Source organism: Pseudomonas sp. PB103 (assembly GCF_009764635.1).
GTDB lineage: Bacteria > Pseudomonadota > Gammaproteobacteria > Pseudomonadales > Pseudomonadaceae > Aquipseudomonas.
The window spans coordinates 26,948-44,735 of the sequence record NZ_RWIL01000112.1; the positions used below are offsets into that span (position 1 = coordinate 26,948).

Consider the following 17,788-nt stretch of genomic DNA (forward strand, 5'->3'; position numbering starts at 1 on the left):
TAGGGCGATTCGCTGGCAATGGGTTTGACTCACGGCGCGCGCTGACCGAAGCTTGCCGCTCTGCTCAAGTACGCCTGCTTTCGGAAACCTGCATGCATCAGTCCCGCCGCTATCTGTTTATCAGCCTTGGCCTCGTACTCGTCATTCTCGTCGGCTGGCTGTCCCTGCGCACCAGCGCCCCTGTGGTGCCCGAAGCGATCAAACATGGATACAGCGAGGCGTTGGCCGCGGCACGTGCCGGCCAGCCGGGTGCGGCGCGTCAGTTGTACCAGCAATTGGGGCGCCCGGATCTGTCGGTCAAACGCCGTGTCTGGCTGCATGCCGAATTGCCCAACTACCCGAGCCCACAGGCGTTGAAACTGGCCGACGCCGACTTGCAGAGCGAAGCGCCCGAAGTACGCCTGGCCGCGATCAAAAGTGTGGTTGGTCTGGTGCCCGGCGGCCAACGCAGCCTGTTGCTTGGGCCGTTGCTCGATGATGAAGATCAAACTGTGCGTTTCGCCGCGATCAACGCGTTGCTCGGTTTGACGCCGGATGAGCTGGGCCTGTATTTCGCGCCCCTGCAGCAAGGCATCGATAGCTGGGAGCAAGCCCTCAAGGCCCAGGCACCAAGCGCTGAAACCTATGCGCAATTGGCACGCCTGCATTTGCACAACGCCGAACTCAAAGAGGCACAGCAAGCACTGGAAAATACCCTGCAACTGGAGCCAGGCAACCTGCCGGCGCTGGTCATGCAGATCGATGTGCTGGATCGCCTGGGCCAGAGCGACGCCGCGCGGCAATTACTCGCCCGACAATTGAAAGCTCAGCCTGATTCGGCCTATCTGCAACATGCTCTGGGCCTGTGGTTGCTGCACCACGGCCAGCGCGAGTTCGCCCTGCTGGGTTTATCCAAGGCCGTCGAACTGGACCCTGACAACAAGGATTATCGCTACGACCTGGCGACCACCCTGCACAGCGCCGAAGAGCTGGAAGCCGCGCAAAAGCAATTGCAGGACATCGTCCAGCGTCACCCCTCCGACCGTAAGGCCCGGGTGCTGCTGATCAATTACTGGAAAGAGAGTGGCCAGTTGCAGAATGTGCAAGTTTTACTGGCGCAACTGGAACAGCTCAATCCGGACGATCCGGCCCTGCAACAAGGCCTTTGAGCTGCAATAGACGCTATTCTTCGTCACATCCTGCAAGAATATGTGGAACTGCCATCACGCCTGCGGGTCAAGTAATCAGGCCGTCTGTTTCAGTCAGCCGCCTCGATTCCCCTAGTCATGAGAGGGCATTTTTTGTCTACATCTAACGAGTTGATCAGTGCGAAAGCCGCTACCGGCATTGTCGGTCTGGATGACATCCTTGCCGGTGGCTTGTCTCGCGGTCATGTTTTCTTGCTGGAGGGTGAGCCCGGCACCGGCAAAACCACGGTCGCTTTGCATTTCCTACTGGCCGGCGCACGAGCCGGCGAACGCTCGTTGTACATCACGTTGTCGGAAACCGAGCGTGAGTTGCGCCAAGGGGCACTGTCCCATGGCTGGGAGTTGGGCGATAACATTGAGATTTTCGAGCTGACGCCCCCGGAAAGTCTGCTCAACGCCGAGCATCAGCAAAGCCTGCTGTATTCCTCCGACCTGGAACTGGGCGAAGCAACCAAGCAGATCTTCGAAGTGGTCGAACGTTTCAAACCCACTCGCGTGGTACTCGACAGCCTCTCGGAGATTCGCCTGCTGGCGCAGAGTTCATTGCGTTATCGCCGCCAGATCCTCGCGATCAAGCATTACTTCGTGCGCTACGACGCCACAGTGCTGCTGCTGGACGACCTGACCACCGAATCCCTCGACAAAACCGTACACAGCGTGGCGCACGGGGTGATTCGCCTTGAAGAATTGACCCCCAACTATGGCGCCGAGCGCCGGCGCGTTCGAGTGGTCAAATACCGGGGACAGAAATACCGTGGTGGTTTCCATGACTTCACCATCATGGGCGACGGCGTACATGTGTTCCCCAGGCTGGTGGCGGCGGAGCATCGCGGCGATTACGCCCGCCTGCAGTTGACCAGTGGCATCAAGGAAATGGACGCGTTGCTCGGCGGTGGTATCGAAACCGGTTCCAGCACGCTGATCCTCGGCCCGGCCGGTACCGGTAAATCGCTGATCTCGATGATTTTTGCCGCAGCCGCCGTGCGTCGTGGTGAGAAAGCCGCGTTGTTCATCTTCGACGAAGAGCTGGGATTGCTCTTCGAGCGCATGAACAACATTGGTATCGACCTCAAGGCGCTGCAGGCCACCGGCAATCTGCTGATCGAACAGGTAGATGCGGCGGAGCTATCCCCCGGCGAGTTCTCCCATCGCGTGCGACGTTGCGTCGATGAAGGCCAGATCAAAACCGTGGTGATCGATAGCATCAACGGTTACCAGGCCGCGATGCCGGAAGAAAACGCTCTGGTGCTGCACATGCACGAACTGCTGCTGTACCTCAATCGCAAAGGTGCAGCGACGTTCATGACAGTCGCGCAACACGGTCTGGTCGGCGACATGCAGGCACCGGTCGACATTACTTATCTTGCCGACACGGTGATTCTGTTGCGTTACTTTGAAGCCATCGGCAAAGTCCGTCGGGCCATTTCGATCATCAAGAAACGCACCGGCAGCCACGAATCGACCATTCGTGAATACCGTATTTCGGCACAAGGCATGACCATCGGTGAACCGCTGGAAGCCTTTCAGGGCGTACTGCGCGGTGTACCGACTTACCTCGGTGCGAGCAAACCGCTGCTTCAGGAAGAAAGCTCGTGACAGTGTCGGTGCCACTGGCCGAACGGGCGCTGATTCTGGCGCCCGTGGGTCGCGACAGCCAAATTGCATTGATGATCCTCAACGAGGCCGGTCTTTGCGGTCTGGTCACGGCAGGACTTGGCTCGCTGTGCACGGAGCTTGAGCTTGGCGCCGGCCTGCTGGTGATTGCCGCTGAAGCGTTGCGCGGCCCGGAACTGGAAGCGTTGTTCGAGCACCTTGAGCAACAACCGGCGTGGTCAGACTTGCCGATCGTGCTATTGACCCATCATGGCGGTCAGGAACAAGGCCCCTCCTCGCAACTCAGCAAACTGTTAGGCAACGTGACATTCCTTGAACGTCCGTTTCACCCGGCAACCTTGGTCAGCCTGGTATCCGCCGCACTGCGCGGGCGACGACGACAGTACGAAGCCCGTGATCGACTGATCGACCTGAGTGAAAGCGAACGGCGCCTGCAATCAACAATGGAGACCCTTGAGCAGCAGGTCGAGGAACGCACCGCGCAACTGCGCCACAATGAAGAAGCGCTGCGTCAGTCGCAGAAAATGGAAGCGGTCGGCCAGTTGACCGGCGGCATCGCGCACGACTTCAACAACATGCTGACCGGCATCATCGGCAGCCTGGAGCTGTTGCGCAGGCGTTTGGCCCGTGGCCGCACGGAAGATCTGGACAGCCTGATTGATCTGGGTGTCACCTCAGCTAACCGTGCCGCCGGCCTCACCCATCGTCTGCTGGCATTCTCGCGGCGCCAGTCACTCGACTCAAAAGCAGTGCAGATGAACAGCCTGGTCATGTCGATGGGTGAACTGCTGCAGCGCAGCCTCAACGAAAGCATCCAGCTGGACATGCGTCTGGACGACAATTTGTGGGTCGCCGAAGCCGATCCCAATCAACTGGAAAGCGCCCTGCTCAACCTCGTGATCAACGCTCGCGACGCCATGCCGGATGGCGGCAAACTGGTGGTCGAAACCAGCAACCAAGTGCTGCACCCTCAATTCACCGAAGCCTACAGCAATCTGGCACCCGGCGATTACGTGATGCTCAGCGTCACCGACAACGGCAGCGGCATGCCCCAGAGCGTGATCAATCGAGCCTTTGACCCATTTTTCACCACCAAGCCGATCGGCCAGGGCACCGGGTTGGGGCTGTCGATGATTTACGGCTTTAGCAAACAGTCCCGTGGCCATGTCTCGATTGACAGCGAAATTGACCAAGGCACCACGGTCAAACTGTATCTGCCGCGCTTCCGTGGCGAAGAGCTTGAACAGTCTGCCACCGCTATCCAGCAAGCGCCGGACGCGCTGGATGGCGAAACCGTATTGATCGTCGAAGACGACCCGGCTGTGCGTGTGCTGGTCAGCGCAGTGCTCAGTGAGTTGGGTTATGCGTTTGTGGAGGCCAGCGACGCCGATGGCGCCGTGCCGATTCTCAATTCGGCACAGCGTATCGATCTGCTGATCAGTGATGTCGGTTTGCCGGGCATGAATGGTCGGCAATTGGCAGAAATGGGCCGTCAGTACCGTCCCGGCCTGAAAGTACTGTTCATCACTGGTTATGCCGAACATGCGGCCGTGCGTGGCGGGTTTCTCGACTCGGGCATGCAGATGATCACCAAGCCGTTTACCTTTGACCTGCTCACGGCCAAGGTGCGTGAAATGATCAAAAGCTGATGACCCAAGCACTGTAGGAGCTGCCGAAGGCTGCGATCTTTTGACTTGTCTTGTAAAAAACAGGATCAAAAGATCGCAGCCTTCGGCAGCTCCTACAAAGGTATCACGCCAGCAATTCCTGGATTTTTTCCTGCAGCACGTCCAGGTCGAACGGCTTTTCCAGAATCGGCGCCCGGCGCGTGATCGGGCTGCCGGTCTCGCGAATCTCCTGCGGATAACCGCTGATGAAGATCACTTTAAGGTCGGGGCGCAGCTTCACGGCAGGTTCGGCGATCTGCACGCCGGAAATGCCGCCAGGCAGGCGGAAGTCGGTAATCAACATGTCCAGATGCGGTTTGCTCGCGAGAATCTCGAACGCCTGCTCGCCGTTTTCGGCTTGCAGCACGCGATATCCCTGCCCTGACAAATAATCGGTCAGGATCATCAAGATAACCGGTTCGTCCTCGACGACGAGTACTACATCTTGTGCATCTACGCTCATGGGAAGCCTTTGTTCGGTCAATAGCTGCTGATACGACCGTGTGGTCACTCAGAGGTTGCGTCGGATTTGCCGTTTTCCTCGATCGGCAGACAAACGCGAAACAGGGCGCCCTCGTTGATTTCACTCTCGACGACGATGGAGCCGCCATGGGCGGCGACGATCTGCTCGGAAATGAACAGACCCAATCCGAGCCCGGCGACTACCGTCTTGGCGGAAACCCGTTCGAACTGTTGAAAAATGCGTTTCTGGTTTTCGGGACTGATACCGATGCCGCGATCCTGAACCTCGACCCGCGCTTCATTGCCCTCACGGTACACACGCACCTGAACCAGGCTGCGCCCGCCGTAACGCAAAGCATTGGTGATCAGGTTGGAAACCACCTGCTCGATGCGGAACTCGTCCCAATGCCCCTCAACCGGTTCTGTCGCGGTAAAGGACACTTCGGTTTCCGCCGCCTCGATCTGCTGCGCAAAGTTCTGCAACAGGTTGCTGACCAGCTGCACCAGATCAAAACGGTTTGGCCGAATCGACAATTTGCCAGTGCGAATACGCGACACGTCGAGCATGTCTTCGATCAAGCGGATCAGGCTTTTGATCTGCCGCTCATCGCGGTCGACCATGGCGTGCATCTTGTCGAGGGTGAAGGCCGCAGCGTTGTCGCGCGCCAGGTGCATCTTGCGCAATTGGGTTTCGAGTATCAGGCCATTGAGCGGTGTGCGCACTTCATGGGCGACGATTGACATGAAGTCGTCGCGCATCCGCACCGCCTGCTCCAGCTCCAGTTGCGTGCTTTGCAATTGCTCCAGCAGCGCCTCTTGCTCACGGCGGGCCTGCTCCAGCGCTTCGACCTGCTGCTTCATCGCCTTGCTCTGGCGGTACAGGTCGACGAAGACATTGACCTTGCTTTTCACCGCGTGAATATCCAGCGGCTTGTGCAGGAAATCCACCGCCCCGCTCTCATAGCCCTTGAACGCGTAGTTCAGTTCACGGCCGGCGGCGCTGACGAAAATGATCGGGATGTTCTTGGTTTTTTCGGTGCCGCGCATCAACTCGGCGAGTTCGAAGCCGTTCATGCCGGGCATCTGCACATCGAGGATGGCCATGGCGAATTCGTGCTGCAACAGCAGCGACAACGCTTCGTCCGCCGACAACGCCTTATAGACGGTGCGGTCTTCACGTTTGATCAGCGCTTCGAGGGCCAGGAGGTTTTCCGGCAGATCGTCGACGATCAGCAACTTGGCTTGGATATTACTCAGCATGCGATTCGTTCCAGCTCGACAAGCAGACGGCCGATGCCGTGAATGGGTAGGACATGATCCGGCTGCTGAACGTTCAGTGCAGCCTGAGGCATGGTGGCGACCTGCGCTTCTTGCGGGTCCTGGACGATGGTCAGTCCGCCCCGCCGTTTGACTTCAGCCAGACCGCGCGCGCCGTCATGATTGGCGCCGGTCAACAACACAGCGGCCAGTGCCGGACCATAGGCATCAGCGGCCGACTCGAACAGGTAATCGATCGAGGGCCGGGAATAATGCACACGGTCTTCAAGGCTCAAGGACAGGCTGCGATCCTGCTCCACCGACAGGTGATAACCGGGCGTGGCGAAGTACACGGTGCCGGCGACAATGTCCTGTTTGTCGATCGCCTCGTGTACCGGCATATCAATCCGCCTGGAGAACACTTCAGCCAGCTGGCTGCGGCGCTCTTCCGGCAAGTGCAACACCACAATGATCGGCAGGACGAAGCCCTGCCGAAGCGGCCCCAGCAGGCTCAACAGGGCCTCGACGCCACCGGCGGAAGCACCGACCACAATTGCCTCGATTCGAGGTAAGTCCACGGCCTCGTTCATGATTTGCGGTAGATCCGTTCTTGCTTGACCAAGGGTTCGAACTGATTGGCGTAGTTGGAAAAATCCAGCGTTTCCTTGCTGCCGAGCACCAGGAAACCGCGATGGCACAGCGATTCATGGAACAGCCCGAACGCGCGATCCTGCAGTTTCTTGTTGAAATAGATCAACACGTTGCGGCAGGAAATCAATTGGGTTTCAGAGAACACACTGTCGGTCGCCAGACTGTGATCGGCGAAGGTCACGTTCTCGCACAGGCTCTTGTCGAAAATCGCGTAGCCGTACGCCGCTGTGTAGTAGTCGGCAAAAGAGCACTGCCCCCCGGCCTGCTGGTAGTTGGCGGTGTAGGCGCGAACATTTTCCATCGAGAAAATGCCCTGCTTGGCCTTGTCCAGCGAGCGCGGATTGATATCGGTGGCGTAGATGATCGTGCGATCCAGCAAACCCTCTTCACGCAGCAGGATCGCCATCGAATAGACTTCCTCGCCCGTGCTGCAACCAGCGATCCAGATCTTGATCGATGGATAGGTGCGCAACAGCGGCACCACTTCCCTGCGAATCGCCAGAAAGTGCGACGGATCGCGGAACATCTCGCTGACCGGAATCGTCAGCAACTGCAGCAATTGCATGAACGCCGTCGGATCGTGCAGGACTTTTTCCTGCAGCGCCGAAATGGTCGCGCACTCGAACTGACTCAGCGCGTGTTGCACCCGGCGCTTGATCGAAGCGCCGGAGTAATCGCGAAAATCGTAGCTGTATTTGAGGTAAATAGCCTCGATCAACAAGCGTAATTCGATCTCGCTGTTTCGTTCGGCGGGTGTACTGCGTTCCACTAAATGCGTTCCATCTTCGGTAACCACACGCGAATCAGCGAGAACAGGCGATCCAGGTCGATGGGCTTGGCCAGGTAATCGTTGGCGCCCGCCTGCAGGCAGCGCTCCTGATCATCCTTCATGGCCTTGGCCGTCACCGCGATGATCGGCAGCTTGCGCCAGCGCGGATCCTTGCGGATTTCAATGGTGGCTTCGAAACCATCCATTTCCGGCATCATCACATCCATCAGCACCAGGTCGATGTCCTCGACTTCATTCAATTTTTCAATCGCTTCACGGCCGTTACGGCCGATCACCACGACTGCGCCTTTGTGTTCCAGGGCGCTGGTCAGGGCGAAAATGTTACGCACATCGTCGTCCACCAACAGCACCTTGCGACCCTCGAAGACCTTGTCGCGACTGCGCGCGGTCTTGAGCATCTTCTGCCGTTCATGGGACAACTGCGATTCGACTTTGTGCAAAAAGAGTGTGACTTCGTCGAGCAAACGCTCCGGCGAACGCGCGCCCTTGATGATGATCGAGCGTGAATACTTGCGCAGTTCGGCCTCTTCATCGCGGGTCAGATTACGCCCGGTGTAGACGATGACTGGCGGGAACGAGCAGATGTCTTCCGTGGACATGCGCTTGAGCAAATCGTTGCCGAGCATGTCCGGCAGCTTCAGGTCGATGACCATGCAGTCGTAGATCGTCGTGCGCAGCAGCTCCAGCGCATCTTGTGCGAGGCCGACGGCAGTGATTTCAATGTCCTCGTCGCCAATCAATCGCGCGATGCTCTCGCGTTGCAGGTCATCGTCCTCGACCAGCAGCACGCGTTTGACCTTCTGCGTCAGCTTGGCCTCAAGACGGGCGAACACGTCCTTGAGCTCTTCGCGGGTGGTCGGTTTCACCGCATAACCGATCGCGCCCATGTGCATGGCCGCTTCAACGCGGTCTTCGACCGAAATCACGTGGACCGGGATGTGGCGGGTTTCCGCGTGTTCCTTGAGGCGTTGCAGCACGGTGAGGCCGGAGTGATCGGGCAAGCGCATGTCGAGCAAGATGGCGTCTGGAATGAACTCTTTAGCCAGGTCGTAGCCTTCGTCTGCACCGTGCGCCACCAGGCACTGATAACCCAGTTCGTGGGCCAGGTCGTACAGGATATGAGCGAAATTCGGCTCGTCTTCCACCACCAGAATGCAGCGCGTGGCAAACGGGGCCTTGTCGCGGTCATCGGCAAAACGCGGAATATGCACCGGGGCTAACGGCGAAACGACGGGGGCCACGGCTGCTGGCGCGCTCGGTGCTGGCGGGGTGAAGGTCGACGGCGCTTTGGATATTTCACCGTCCTCGCTGTATTGCTGGGGCAACAACAGAGTGAACACACTGCCCTGCCCCGGCGTGCTGCTGACACTGATCGAGCCGCCAAGCAGCGTCGCCAGATCGCGCGAGATCGACAGGCCAAGGCCGGTGCCGCCGTACTTGCGGTTGGTGGTACCGTCCGCCTGACGGAACGCTTCGAAAATGCTTTCCTGCTGATCCGGGGCAATGCCGATCCCGGAATCGCGCACGATAAAGGCAATACGATCATCCGGCTGGCCGGCGATGGTCAGGCTGACCGTACCTTTTTCAGTGAATTTCACCGCATTGGACAGCAGGTTCTTGATCACTTGCTCCAGACGCTGACGGTCGGTGAACAGCATCCCCGGTGTGCCCGGCTGCAGGTCGACAGTGAAGGTCAGCTGTTTGTCTTTGGCCATCGGCTCGAATACGCCGCGCAGGCTATCGGCCAGACGCGCAACGCTGGTGTTCTCCGGAAGCACTTCAAGCTTGCCAGCTTCGACCTTGGATATATCCAGAATGTCGTTGATCAGGTTCAGCAAATCATTACCGGCCGAATAGATCGACTCGGCAAACTTGACCTGTTCGGCGCTGAGGTTGTCCTGCGGGTTTTCCGCCAGCAACTTGGCGAGGATCAGCGAACTGTTCAGCGGCGTGCGCAGTTCGTGAGACATGTTGGCGAGGAACTCGGACTTGTACTTGCTCGAACGCTGCAACTCTTTCGCGCGTTCTTCCAGTTGCACCTGCGCCTGATTCAGTTCGGTGTTTTTCAGGTCCATGGCGTCGCGCTGCGACGCCAGCGTTTCCGCTTGTTCGGCAAGCTGCTCGTTGGTCTGCTCCAGCTCGACTTGCTGGGTTTCCAGATGCGCCTGGGATTCCTTGAGAATCCGCGACTGCTCTTCGAGTTCTTCGTTAGCGGTTTTCAGTTCTTCCTGCTGCACCTGCAACTCTTCGTTGAGCTGCTGGGTTTCGGCCAGCACTTCTTGCAAGCGCTGACGGTAACGCGCGGCTTCGATGGACGTGCCGACATTGCCGGCAATCAGTTCCAGCAATTCGATGTCACGGTCATTCAAAGGACGGAGGAAGCCCAGTTCGATCACGCCATTAACTCGGTCGTCATCGCTGGTCGGCACCACCAGCACGCTGTGCGGCAGGCCTTCACCCAGCCCTGAGCTGACCTTGAAATAGTCCACCGGCACCGAATCCAGACGGATCAGACGCGCCTGTTGGGCCACCTGACCGACGATGCCTTCGCCGCTGTAGATCGACTGATCCTGCGCTTCCTGTTCGCGGGAGAAGCCATAAGTCGCGACGCGTTTCAGGCCGCCATGTTCTTCACGCACATACAACGCTGCCACCGCAGTGCCGAGGTATTGCGCACAGAATTGCAGGATATTGCGGCCCAGCAGATTGAGGCTCAGTTGCCCCAGAACCTGTTCGGCCAGTTCGGTCTGACCGTTGCGCAACCATGCCTGCTGTTCCAGACGCCCGGCGCTGGCCTGTTGTGCAGCGAGGTTGGCGCTGTAATTTTGCGACAGCGTCATCAGATCACGACGGCCAATGTACGCCAGCAGACCGCTGATACCGGCGATAAACAGCAGGTACAGGCTGATGCTCCAGACCGTGGTGCGGCGCACGTCTTCATTGCGCGAAGTGCGCAAGACCTGCTCGGTTTCAATCACGTCCTCGAATTGTTTACGAATCTCGTCCGTCAGGCGCTTGCCCCGCCCAGCCTTCACCGCGCCGCGATAATCGCCGCTGGCTCGCTGCAGATCGATCATCGATTGCGCGTAATTGGCCCACTCGGTCTGCAACGCCTCAAGGCGACGCAAGCGATCGGTTTGCACCGGGTTGTCGATCGTCAACTCGGTCAGCGTCTTGAGCGCGACGGCGATCCGCGGCCGGGCCGTCTCGTACGGATCGAGGAAGTGCTCGTCGCCGCTGAGCAAGAAGCCGCGCATGCCGGTTTCCAGGTCCACGGTGAGCTTCACCGCTTCGTTGGCGTTATTGATCACCCGGTCGGTGTGCTCCACCCATTGAATGACCGACAGCAGATAAGTGATCAGCGACACGAAGAACACGGCACTGAGCAGACCGACGCCTAAAGGCAGGCCGATGTTGCGACTCAGAAGTTTGCGAAACCGTTGCTCATCAACCGAAGACGGAGAGGACATGGGGCAGCCTTGTCGAACTGTTGAAAACCAGAGAGTTTGCCCCAAAACGGCGGCGTGGATCCATTTTTCTGATCGATTTAGCAGCAAATTTGCCGATTTGCCCGCGCTTGCACTGCAGCCAGCAGTTATCCTTGCCACTATTCTTTTTTGTATCCGCACGGGAACTTGTGGCTATGCGCCACTTACTCATGCAAGAGCCCGGCATTTCTGATCGACCGGCGCCCCTGAATTTCACCCCTTGAGAGCCTTTATTATGTCCGCCACCCTGTCCACCATCCTTGTCGTAGAAGACGACGACATCGTGCGCATGCTCATTGTCGATGTGTTGGAGGAACTGGAGTTCAAGGTGCTGGAGGCGGACGGCAGCGAGCAGGCGCTGGAGGTTCTCGGGGACGCGTCCCGACACATCGACCTGATGATGACCGACGTCGGCCTGCCCGGCATGGACGGCCGCGAACTGGCCACCGAAGCGCGCAAGCTGCGTCCTGCTCTGCCGATCCTGTTCGCCAGTGGTTACGCAGAAACGATTGATGTGCCGGCGGACATGCACGTCATTGGCAAGCCGTTCTCTATTGATCAGCTGCGCGACAAGGTCAAGGCTGTGCTCAAACAGGGCAACTAAGAGCCGCGCTGGCTGTGGTTTAATTGCGCCCCGTTTTTTGCCACAGCCCGCCTCAAGGAATACCCGCGCATGAATCAAGCCCCCGCCACCAAAGTCCTGGTTATTGGCTACGTCTGGCCGGAACCACGCTCTTCGGCTGCCAGCGGGCATGTCATGCAGATCCTTGAAACATTTTTGCAGCAAGGCTGGGAGATCACGTTCAGCAGCCCCGCCGGTCCCGGCGAGCACAAGGCTGACCTGGCTGAACTGGGCATTCGCGAAGTGCCGATCGAGCTCAACAGCAGCTCTTTCGATACTTTCATTGCAGAATTGGCGCCGGATATCGTGCTGTTCGACCAGTTCATGATGGAAGAGCAGTTCGGTTGGCGCGTCGAAAAACATTGCCCCGATGCCTTGCGCGTATTGGAGACGTCCGACCTGCAAAGCCTGCGGCATGCCCGTCATCAGCGGCTCAAGGACCGCTTGAAGGCCAGCGCCGATGAAAATGACTTCAGCGAATTGTTCGCCCCGGCCCTGCGCGAAGAGTTCCAGTTGATGGCCGACACCGATCTGGCTAAACGCGAGATCGCCGCACTCTATCGCTGCGACCTCAACCTGATGATCTCCGAGGTCGAGATTGAGCTGCTGCGTGAGCAGTTCGGCCTGCCGGGCGAGTTGCTGCACTGGTGTCCGCTGATGATCGATCCACCCACGATCACACCGCGCGCATTCGACGAACGTGAACACTTCCTGAGCATCGGCAACTTCCGCCATGCACCGAACTGGGATGCCGTGCTCTGGATGAAATCCACGGTATGGCCACTGATCCGGGCAAAACTGCCCAAGGCGCAACTGCACCTTTACGGCGCTTACACCCCACCGAAAGCCACTGCCCTGCACAACCCTGCGCAAGGCTTTCATGTGATGAACTGGGCTGAAGATGCGTTGCAAGTGATGTCGGCTGCAAGGATTTGCCTGGCACCCTTGCGGTTCGGCGCCGGCATCAAGGGCAAACTGGTCGATGCCATGCTCTGCGGCACGCCGAGTGTGACCACGCCGATCGGCGCCGAAGCCATGCACGGCGATCATCCGTGGCCCGGGGCGGTGAACGTGTCGGCGCAGGCGTTGGCCGATGAAGCTGTCCGGTTATACAACGACCCAGTGCACTGGCAACAGGCGCAAACTGCGGGGTATCAATTGTTGACCGATCGCTATCAACAATCGGTACACGGGCCGGCATTAATCAACATGTTATTGCACTGCCAAAACAACTTACAGACACTTAGAAGCAACAACTTTACTGGCAGCATGTTGCGTCACCACATGCACAAGAGCACTCAATACATGTCGCAATGGATTGAAGCAAAGAACCAGAAACCGTAAACAACACACAACAAGCATCAAACTTGCACTTGGCCAAGTTTATGCCAGGCATTATAACAACCCTGCATTCGCCGCACCGCTCAACTTGACAATGAGTGCGGCACAACTCTTTAAACCTTGCAGGGATGTATTAATGGCTATCGACACTTCGAATAACCAATCGACCAGAAACTGGATGGCGGCAACACCACAAATAGAATGTTTGACGCTCAGTGAATTGACATTGCCGGGCACCCACAATGCCGGTTGTGACTGGCAGGCCTCTTACGCACTGATACCGGGCAAACACTGGCTGGCGTGCCAGCATCAATCGTTCAGAAGTCAACTGGACAACGGTTCCCGGGCCCTCGATGTGCGCTTGATTCATGATCCCAGTGGCAAAAGCGGCACCGACAGGTTTCGCTTTCACCATAACGAATATCTGTCTTCGCGCACGCTGAAAGACTTGCTCGTTGATGTCTGGGATTTTCTCAGCGTCAACCCCGATGAGTTCATTGTTCTCGACTTTAAAAATTTCAAAAGCTTAAAGGGCGCATTTGATTTCAAACTGTTCAACGCGCTGGTTGTACAGGCGCTGGAACCACGGATGATTCCTGCGGCAAACAAGCGTCTGACATTGGCAGAACTCAAACGCGTCAGTCCGCTGCAAAGGGTACTGGTGTGCGCCCCACGGCACAGCGAACTGGACGCCAAACTGTTTCATGATGAGGTAGTAAGCAAATGGTCAGGTATTGCCACGGCTAACATTGCCCAGTTACGGGCCTTTATTACGACAGTCGTAAGCGCACCACCCAGCAGTTGGTATAACTGGACACTGTCCGCGACGTGTTACAGCGCCACCGGCGGCCCAACTGATATACACGACGAACTGAATGCCATGTTCGACCCGAAAAACAGCGACTGGGCACGCAAGTGCAACATCATTAACGTCGATTTCATTGAGGAATCGAAAATCGTTGATTTCTGTCGTGCAGCCAACTTGCTCAAGGCACGCTGATCCCGATTTGGATAGCCATCAAATCGCTATGTTTGTGCAGACATTTCAAACGCTGGCGATACCGCCATTCAGTTCTACGCTGTGACATGAAAGCCATTGCTCAACGGCAAACTCGGGAAGCGGCAAGCCGTCACTCCCACTTCATGTAATCACTTCGCACCATGGACGGGTACGAAGATCACGACAAGGACTTGTCATGAACAGCACTATTTCCGGCGAACTCGATAAACAGAACTGGATGAGCAAAGTATTGGACATCGGTCGACTGAAACTGACCGATGTCATTTGGCCCGGCACGCATAACTGCGGCATGGACAAAAAAGCCGCCCACCACGATGCGTTGCGCGGCAACTGGACCACCTGCCAGAACGATTCATTTGCCTGGCAGTTGGCCAACGGCGCCAGAGCCTTCGATATTCGCCTCGGGTACTCCAATACTGCGCAATCATCAGCGTTCTACTTCCATCACAACGGCTATCAATCCGGGCGCACGCTTGAGGAGCTGATCAGCGCTGTTATCAGCTTCCTCGCGAACCATCCGCACGAATTCATCGTGCTCGATTTCCACGAGTTGGCCGATGGCGAAAAACCGTTTGATTACCAGCGCCTCAATGACGTGCTGATCGAACGTTTGGGCGACCATGTCATACCGTCCACGGATGCCCACCTGACCGTCGAGCAACTCAAACGTAAAAGCCCGCGCCGCCGAGTGGTGATGGCGGCGGCCGCCAAGCGCGAACTGGACGAGGATGTGTTCTGGCCGTTCATTTGGCACAAGTGGAGCGGCAAGCGTTTCGCAGATACCGATGACTTGCACTCGCACGTCAAGACAACCCTTGAACGAACAGGTTATCCGCGTGTGCTCTGGTCGCTGTCGGCGACCAGCTATTCGTTACTGGGCGGGCCGCAACACATCAAGAACCAGATCAATGACTGGTTCGACACCACACGAGACTGGGTGACCCGCTGCAGCATCATCAACACCGATTTTTTCGAGGAATCGGATATCGTCCGCCTGTGCTGGAGCGCCACCAGCATGAAGGCAGTTTACGGCGACTCGCTACTGACAAGGGGCTGAGCCATTCGATGTGGGTGGTGAAACCCGGCATGAAAGGGGCATGATTGGCGGGCGATAATAAAAAAAGCGCCCAGCCATGACTCGAACAACCCGCGTGACCGACCCTTCCTACGAGTTGATGGATGACCATAACGGGTTGTCCATCATCTATCGCCAGCATGGCTTTCCCTGCCCGCTGGTGCGCTGGCATTTTCACAAGGAATACGAGCTGCACCTGATCGTCGCCAGCTCCGGCAAGGTTTTTATCGGTGACTACATCGGCAACTTCTATCCGGAGACGTTGTTTCTCACCGGCCCGAATCTGCCGCACAACTGGATCAGCCAGGTGGCGGAAGATGAAATCGTGGAAAAACGCGACATGCTGGTCAATTTCACCGATGAGCTGTTCGAGACGGGTCATCAGGTATTTGCCGAACTGAAAAGCCTGGCGCCTTTGCTTGAGCGCGCGCAGTACGGCATCGAATTCCGCTGCAAACGCACCATTCGCCAAGCGATGACCTTGATGCAACGGATCGCCGACTCCAAGGGAATTACCCGGCTTGGGCACTTTTTTATCCTGATGGAACTGCTCGCTGCCAGTGATGATTTCCAGTTGTTGTCCGGCGCCACAACGCCGCAGCTGGCTGATGAGCACAACATTGATCGGACCAACCGCGCGGTCGATTACATTTTCAGCCATTACGCTCGGGACATATCGCTGGAGGAAGTCGCCGAGCATCTGGGGATGACGCCGACTTATTTCAGCCGCGTATTCAAACAGGCCACAGGGCGCAATTTCATCGAGTTCGTCAATCGCCTGCGCATCAGCAAATCCTGCGAGCTGCTGGCCGATGGCGATAAACCGGTGACCGAGGTGTGTTTCGAATCCGGCTTCAACAATATTTCCAATTTCAATCGGCGCTTTCAACAGCTAAAGGGCATGACGCCGTCGCATTACCGCCGCCTGGCGGTGCAGCGCCTGACCGAACAAAACCACGGCTGACACCACCATTCCCTTGTAGGAGTGAGCCTGCTCGCGATGGCGCCGTGTCAGCGCCGCGGATGGTGACTGACACATCGCTATCGCGAGCAGGCTCACTCCTACAGTTCCGTGTGAAACCTGTACACATTCGATAGCCCCGCACCGCTACAAACCCCTTCCCTGCGTTTCCATCGCCAAACCCCAGTGCAAAAAAGTATCGATAAAAGTGCTAGGGATGATTTGTCAGCCCTGCAATTGAAGGCTGTAATCAGTGCACATTCTTCCTGCACTGGAAGACACAAAAACAATAACTGTCCTTCTGCCCCGCCGGGTGCAGAAAAGGAGTGCACGATGCAACCCACTGCAAAAGCTCTGCTTGCCCTCACCTGCATGACCCTCAGCAGCGTCAGCCTTGGCGCCCAGACCCTGACCATCGCCACCGTCAACAACAGCGACATGATCCGCATGCAAAAGCTCTCGAAAACCTTCGAGACCGAGCATCCGGACATCAAGCTCAATTGGGTGGTACTGGAAGAAAACGTCCTGCGCCAGCGCCTGACCACCGACATTGCCACCCAGGGCGGCCAGTTCGATGTATTGACCATCGGCATGTACGAAGCGGCACTGTGGGGCGCTAAAGGTTGGCTTGAACCGATGAAAGATCTGCCGGCCAGTTATGCCCTCGACGATGTCTTCCCGTCGGTGCGTGAAGGCCTCTCGGTCAAGGGCTCGCTGTACGCCCTGCCGTTCTACGCAGAAAGCTCGATCACTTACTATCGCACCGATCTGTTCAAGGACGCCGGGCTGAGCATGCCGGAGCGCCCAACTTGGGAAGAGATCGCCGGGTTCGCCGAGAAACTCACCAACAAGGACAAAGAACAGTACGGCATCTGTCTGCGTGGCAAGGCTGGCTGGGGCGAGAACATGGCGCTGATCAGCACCGTTGCCAACGCCTACGGCGCGCGCTGGTTCGATGAAAAATGGCAGCCGGAATTCAACGGCCCCGAGTGGAAGAACGCGCTGAACTTCTACGTCGACACCATGAAGAAATCCGGCCCACCGGGGGCATCGAGCAACGGCTTCAACGAAAACCTCGCCCTGTTCAACAGCGGCAAGTGCGCGATCTGGGTCGACGCCAGCGTCGCCGGTTCGTTCGTCACCGACAAAACCCAGAGCAAAGTCGCTGATCACGTCGGCTTCACGTTTGCTCCGCACCAGGTCACCGACAAAGGTTCGGCCTGGCTGTATTCGTGGGCACTGGCAATTCCGACCAGCTCCAAGGCCAAGGATGCTGCGAAAGAATTCAGCGCCTGGGCCACTTCCAAAGAGTACGGCGAACTGGTCGCCAAGACCGACGGCATCGCCAACGTCCCGCCAGGCACCCGCGCCTCGACCTACAGCGATGCGTACATGAGCGCCGCTCCGTTCGCCAAAGTCACGCTGGAATCGCTGAAGGTTGCTGACCCAAGCAAACCGACGCTGAAACCGGTGCCGTACATCGGCATTCAACTGGTGACCATTCCTGAGTTCCAGGCAGTGGGCACCCAGGTCGGCAAGCTGTTCTCGGCGGCGCTGATCGGCCAGACCACGGTGGATCAAGCCTTGGCCGCCGCCCAGCAGACCACCGAACGCGAGATGAAGCGCGCCGGTTATCCCAAGTAACCGCTTCT

At 57.6% G+C, this 17,788-nt stretch carries 14 protein-coding genes; 9 read left to right on the plus strand and 5 right to left on the minus strand.

The genetic code is table 11. The annotated features are described in order from the left end of the window. The first annotated feature begins 92 nt into the window (after positions 1–92). From EJA70_RS19765 to EJA70_RS19775, 3 genes are all read left to right on the plus strand, one after another. Complete coding sequence (locus tag EJA70_RS19765) at positions 93–1,148, plus strand: tetratricopeptide repeat protein (RefSeq protein ID WP_158832924.1); 1,056 nt, start codon at positions 93–95, stop codon at positions 1,146–1,148. A gap of 132 nt (positions 1,149–1,280) precedes the next feature. Beyond that, positions 1,281–2,783 (plus strand): ATPase domain-containing protein, encoded by a 1,503-nt coding sequence (locus EJA70_RS19770; protein WP_158832926.1) that lies wholly within the window; start codon positions 1,281–1,283, stop codon positions 2,781–2,783. Further along, entirely contained in the window at positions 2,780–4,450 is a 1,671-nt protein-coding gene (locus EJA70_RS19775; protein WP_158832928.1) for a response regulator, read from the plus strand. The genes EJA70_RS19770 and EJA70_RS19775 overlap by 4 nt, the downstream gene beginning before the upstream one ends. Positions 4,451–4,553: 103 nt before the next feature. Here the strand turns inward: EJA70_RS19775 and EJA70_RS19780 are convergent, their stop codons facing one another. The 5 genes from EJA70_RS19780 to EJA70_RS19800 are packed head-to-tail and all read right to left on the minus strand — an operon-like array spanning position 4,554 to position 11,098. After that, on the minus strand, positions 4,554–4,931 hold the full coding sequence (locus tag EJA70_RS19780; RefSeq protein ID WP_008079490.1) for a response regulator: 378 nt from the start codon (positions 4,929–4,931) through the stop codon (positions 4,554–4,556). Positions 4,932–4,975: 44 nt separating this feature from the next. Further along, complete coding sequence (locus tag EJA70_RS19785) at positions 4,976–6,190, minus strand: hybrid sensor histidine kinase/response regulator (RefSeq protein ID WP_008079501.1); 1,215 nt, start codon at positions 6,188–6,190, stop codon at positions 4,976–4,978. After that, positions 6,184–6,777, minus strand: a complete 594-nt coding sequence (locus tag EJA70_RS19790) for a chemotaxis protein CheB (RefSeq protein ID WP_008079502.1) — start codon at positions 6,775–6,777, stop codon at positions 6,184–6,186. Before EJA70_RS19790 ends, EJA70_RS19785 begins: the two co-directional genes overlap by 7 nt. Continuing rightward, positions 6,774–7,607, minus strand: coding sequence for a protein-glutamate O-methyltransferase CheR (locus tag EJA70_RS19795; protein WP_008079503.1), 834 nt, complete (start codon positions 7,605–7,607; stop codon positions 6,774–6,776). The genes EJA70_RS19790 and EJA70_RS19795 overlap by 4 nt, the downstream gene beginning before the upstream one ends. Next, complete coding sequence (locus EJA70_RS19800; RefSeq protein ID WP_158832930.1) at positions 7,607–11,098, minus strand: response regulator; 3,492 nt, start codon at positions 11,096–11,098, stop codon at positions 7,607–7,609. Before EJA70_RS19800 ends, EJA70_RS19795 begins: the two co-directional genes overlap by 1 nt. 253 nt (positions 11,099–11,351) lie before the next feature. Here EJA70_RS19800 and EJA70_RS19805 point away from each other — a divergent pair, with 253 nt between their 5' ends. The 6 genes from EJA70_RS19805 (at position 11,352) to EJA70_RS19830 (ending at position 17,780) form a co-directional block, all read left to right on the plus strand. After that, positions 11,352–11,720, plus strand: coding sequence for a response regulator (locus EJA70_RS19805; RefSeq protein WP_008079505.1), 369 nt, complete (start codon positions 11,352–11,354; stop codon positions 11,718–11,720). Positions 11,721–11,789: 69 nt separating this feature from the next. Further along, positions 11,790–13,082, plus strand: coding sequence for a glycosyltransferase (locus EJA70_RS19810; protein ID WP_158832932.1), 1,293 nt, complete (start codon positions 11,790–11,792; stop codon positions 13,080–13,082). Between the two features lie 133 nt (positions 13,083–13,215). Further along, a complete protein-coding gene (locus EJA70_RS19815) occupies positions 13,216–14,079 on the plus strand; it encodes a phospholipase (RefSeq protein ID WP_158832934.1) in 864 nt (287 codons plus the stop codon). Positions 14,080–14,275: 196 nt separating this feature from the next. Continuing rightward, on the plus strand, positions 14,276–15,157 hold the full coding sequence (locus EJA70_RS19820; protein WP_158832936.1) for a phospholipase: 882 nt from the start codon (positions 14,276–14,278) through the stop codon (positions 15,155–15,157). A gap of 76 nt (positions 15,158–15,233) precedes the next feature. Further along, entirely contained in the window at positions 15,234–16,139 is a 906-nt protein-coding gene (locus tag EJA70_RS19825) for an AraC family transcriptional regulator (protein WP_008079509.1), read from the plus strand. 330 nt (positions 16,140–16,469) lie between these two features. Further along, positions 16,470–17,780 (plus strand): sugar ABC transporter substrate-binding protein, encoded by a 1,311-nt coding sequence (locus tag EJA70_RS19830; protein ID WP_008079510.1) that lies wholly within the window; start codon positions 16,470–16,472, stop codon positions 17,778–17,780. Positions 17,781–17,788: the final 8 nt, after the last annotated feature.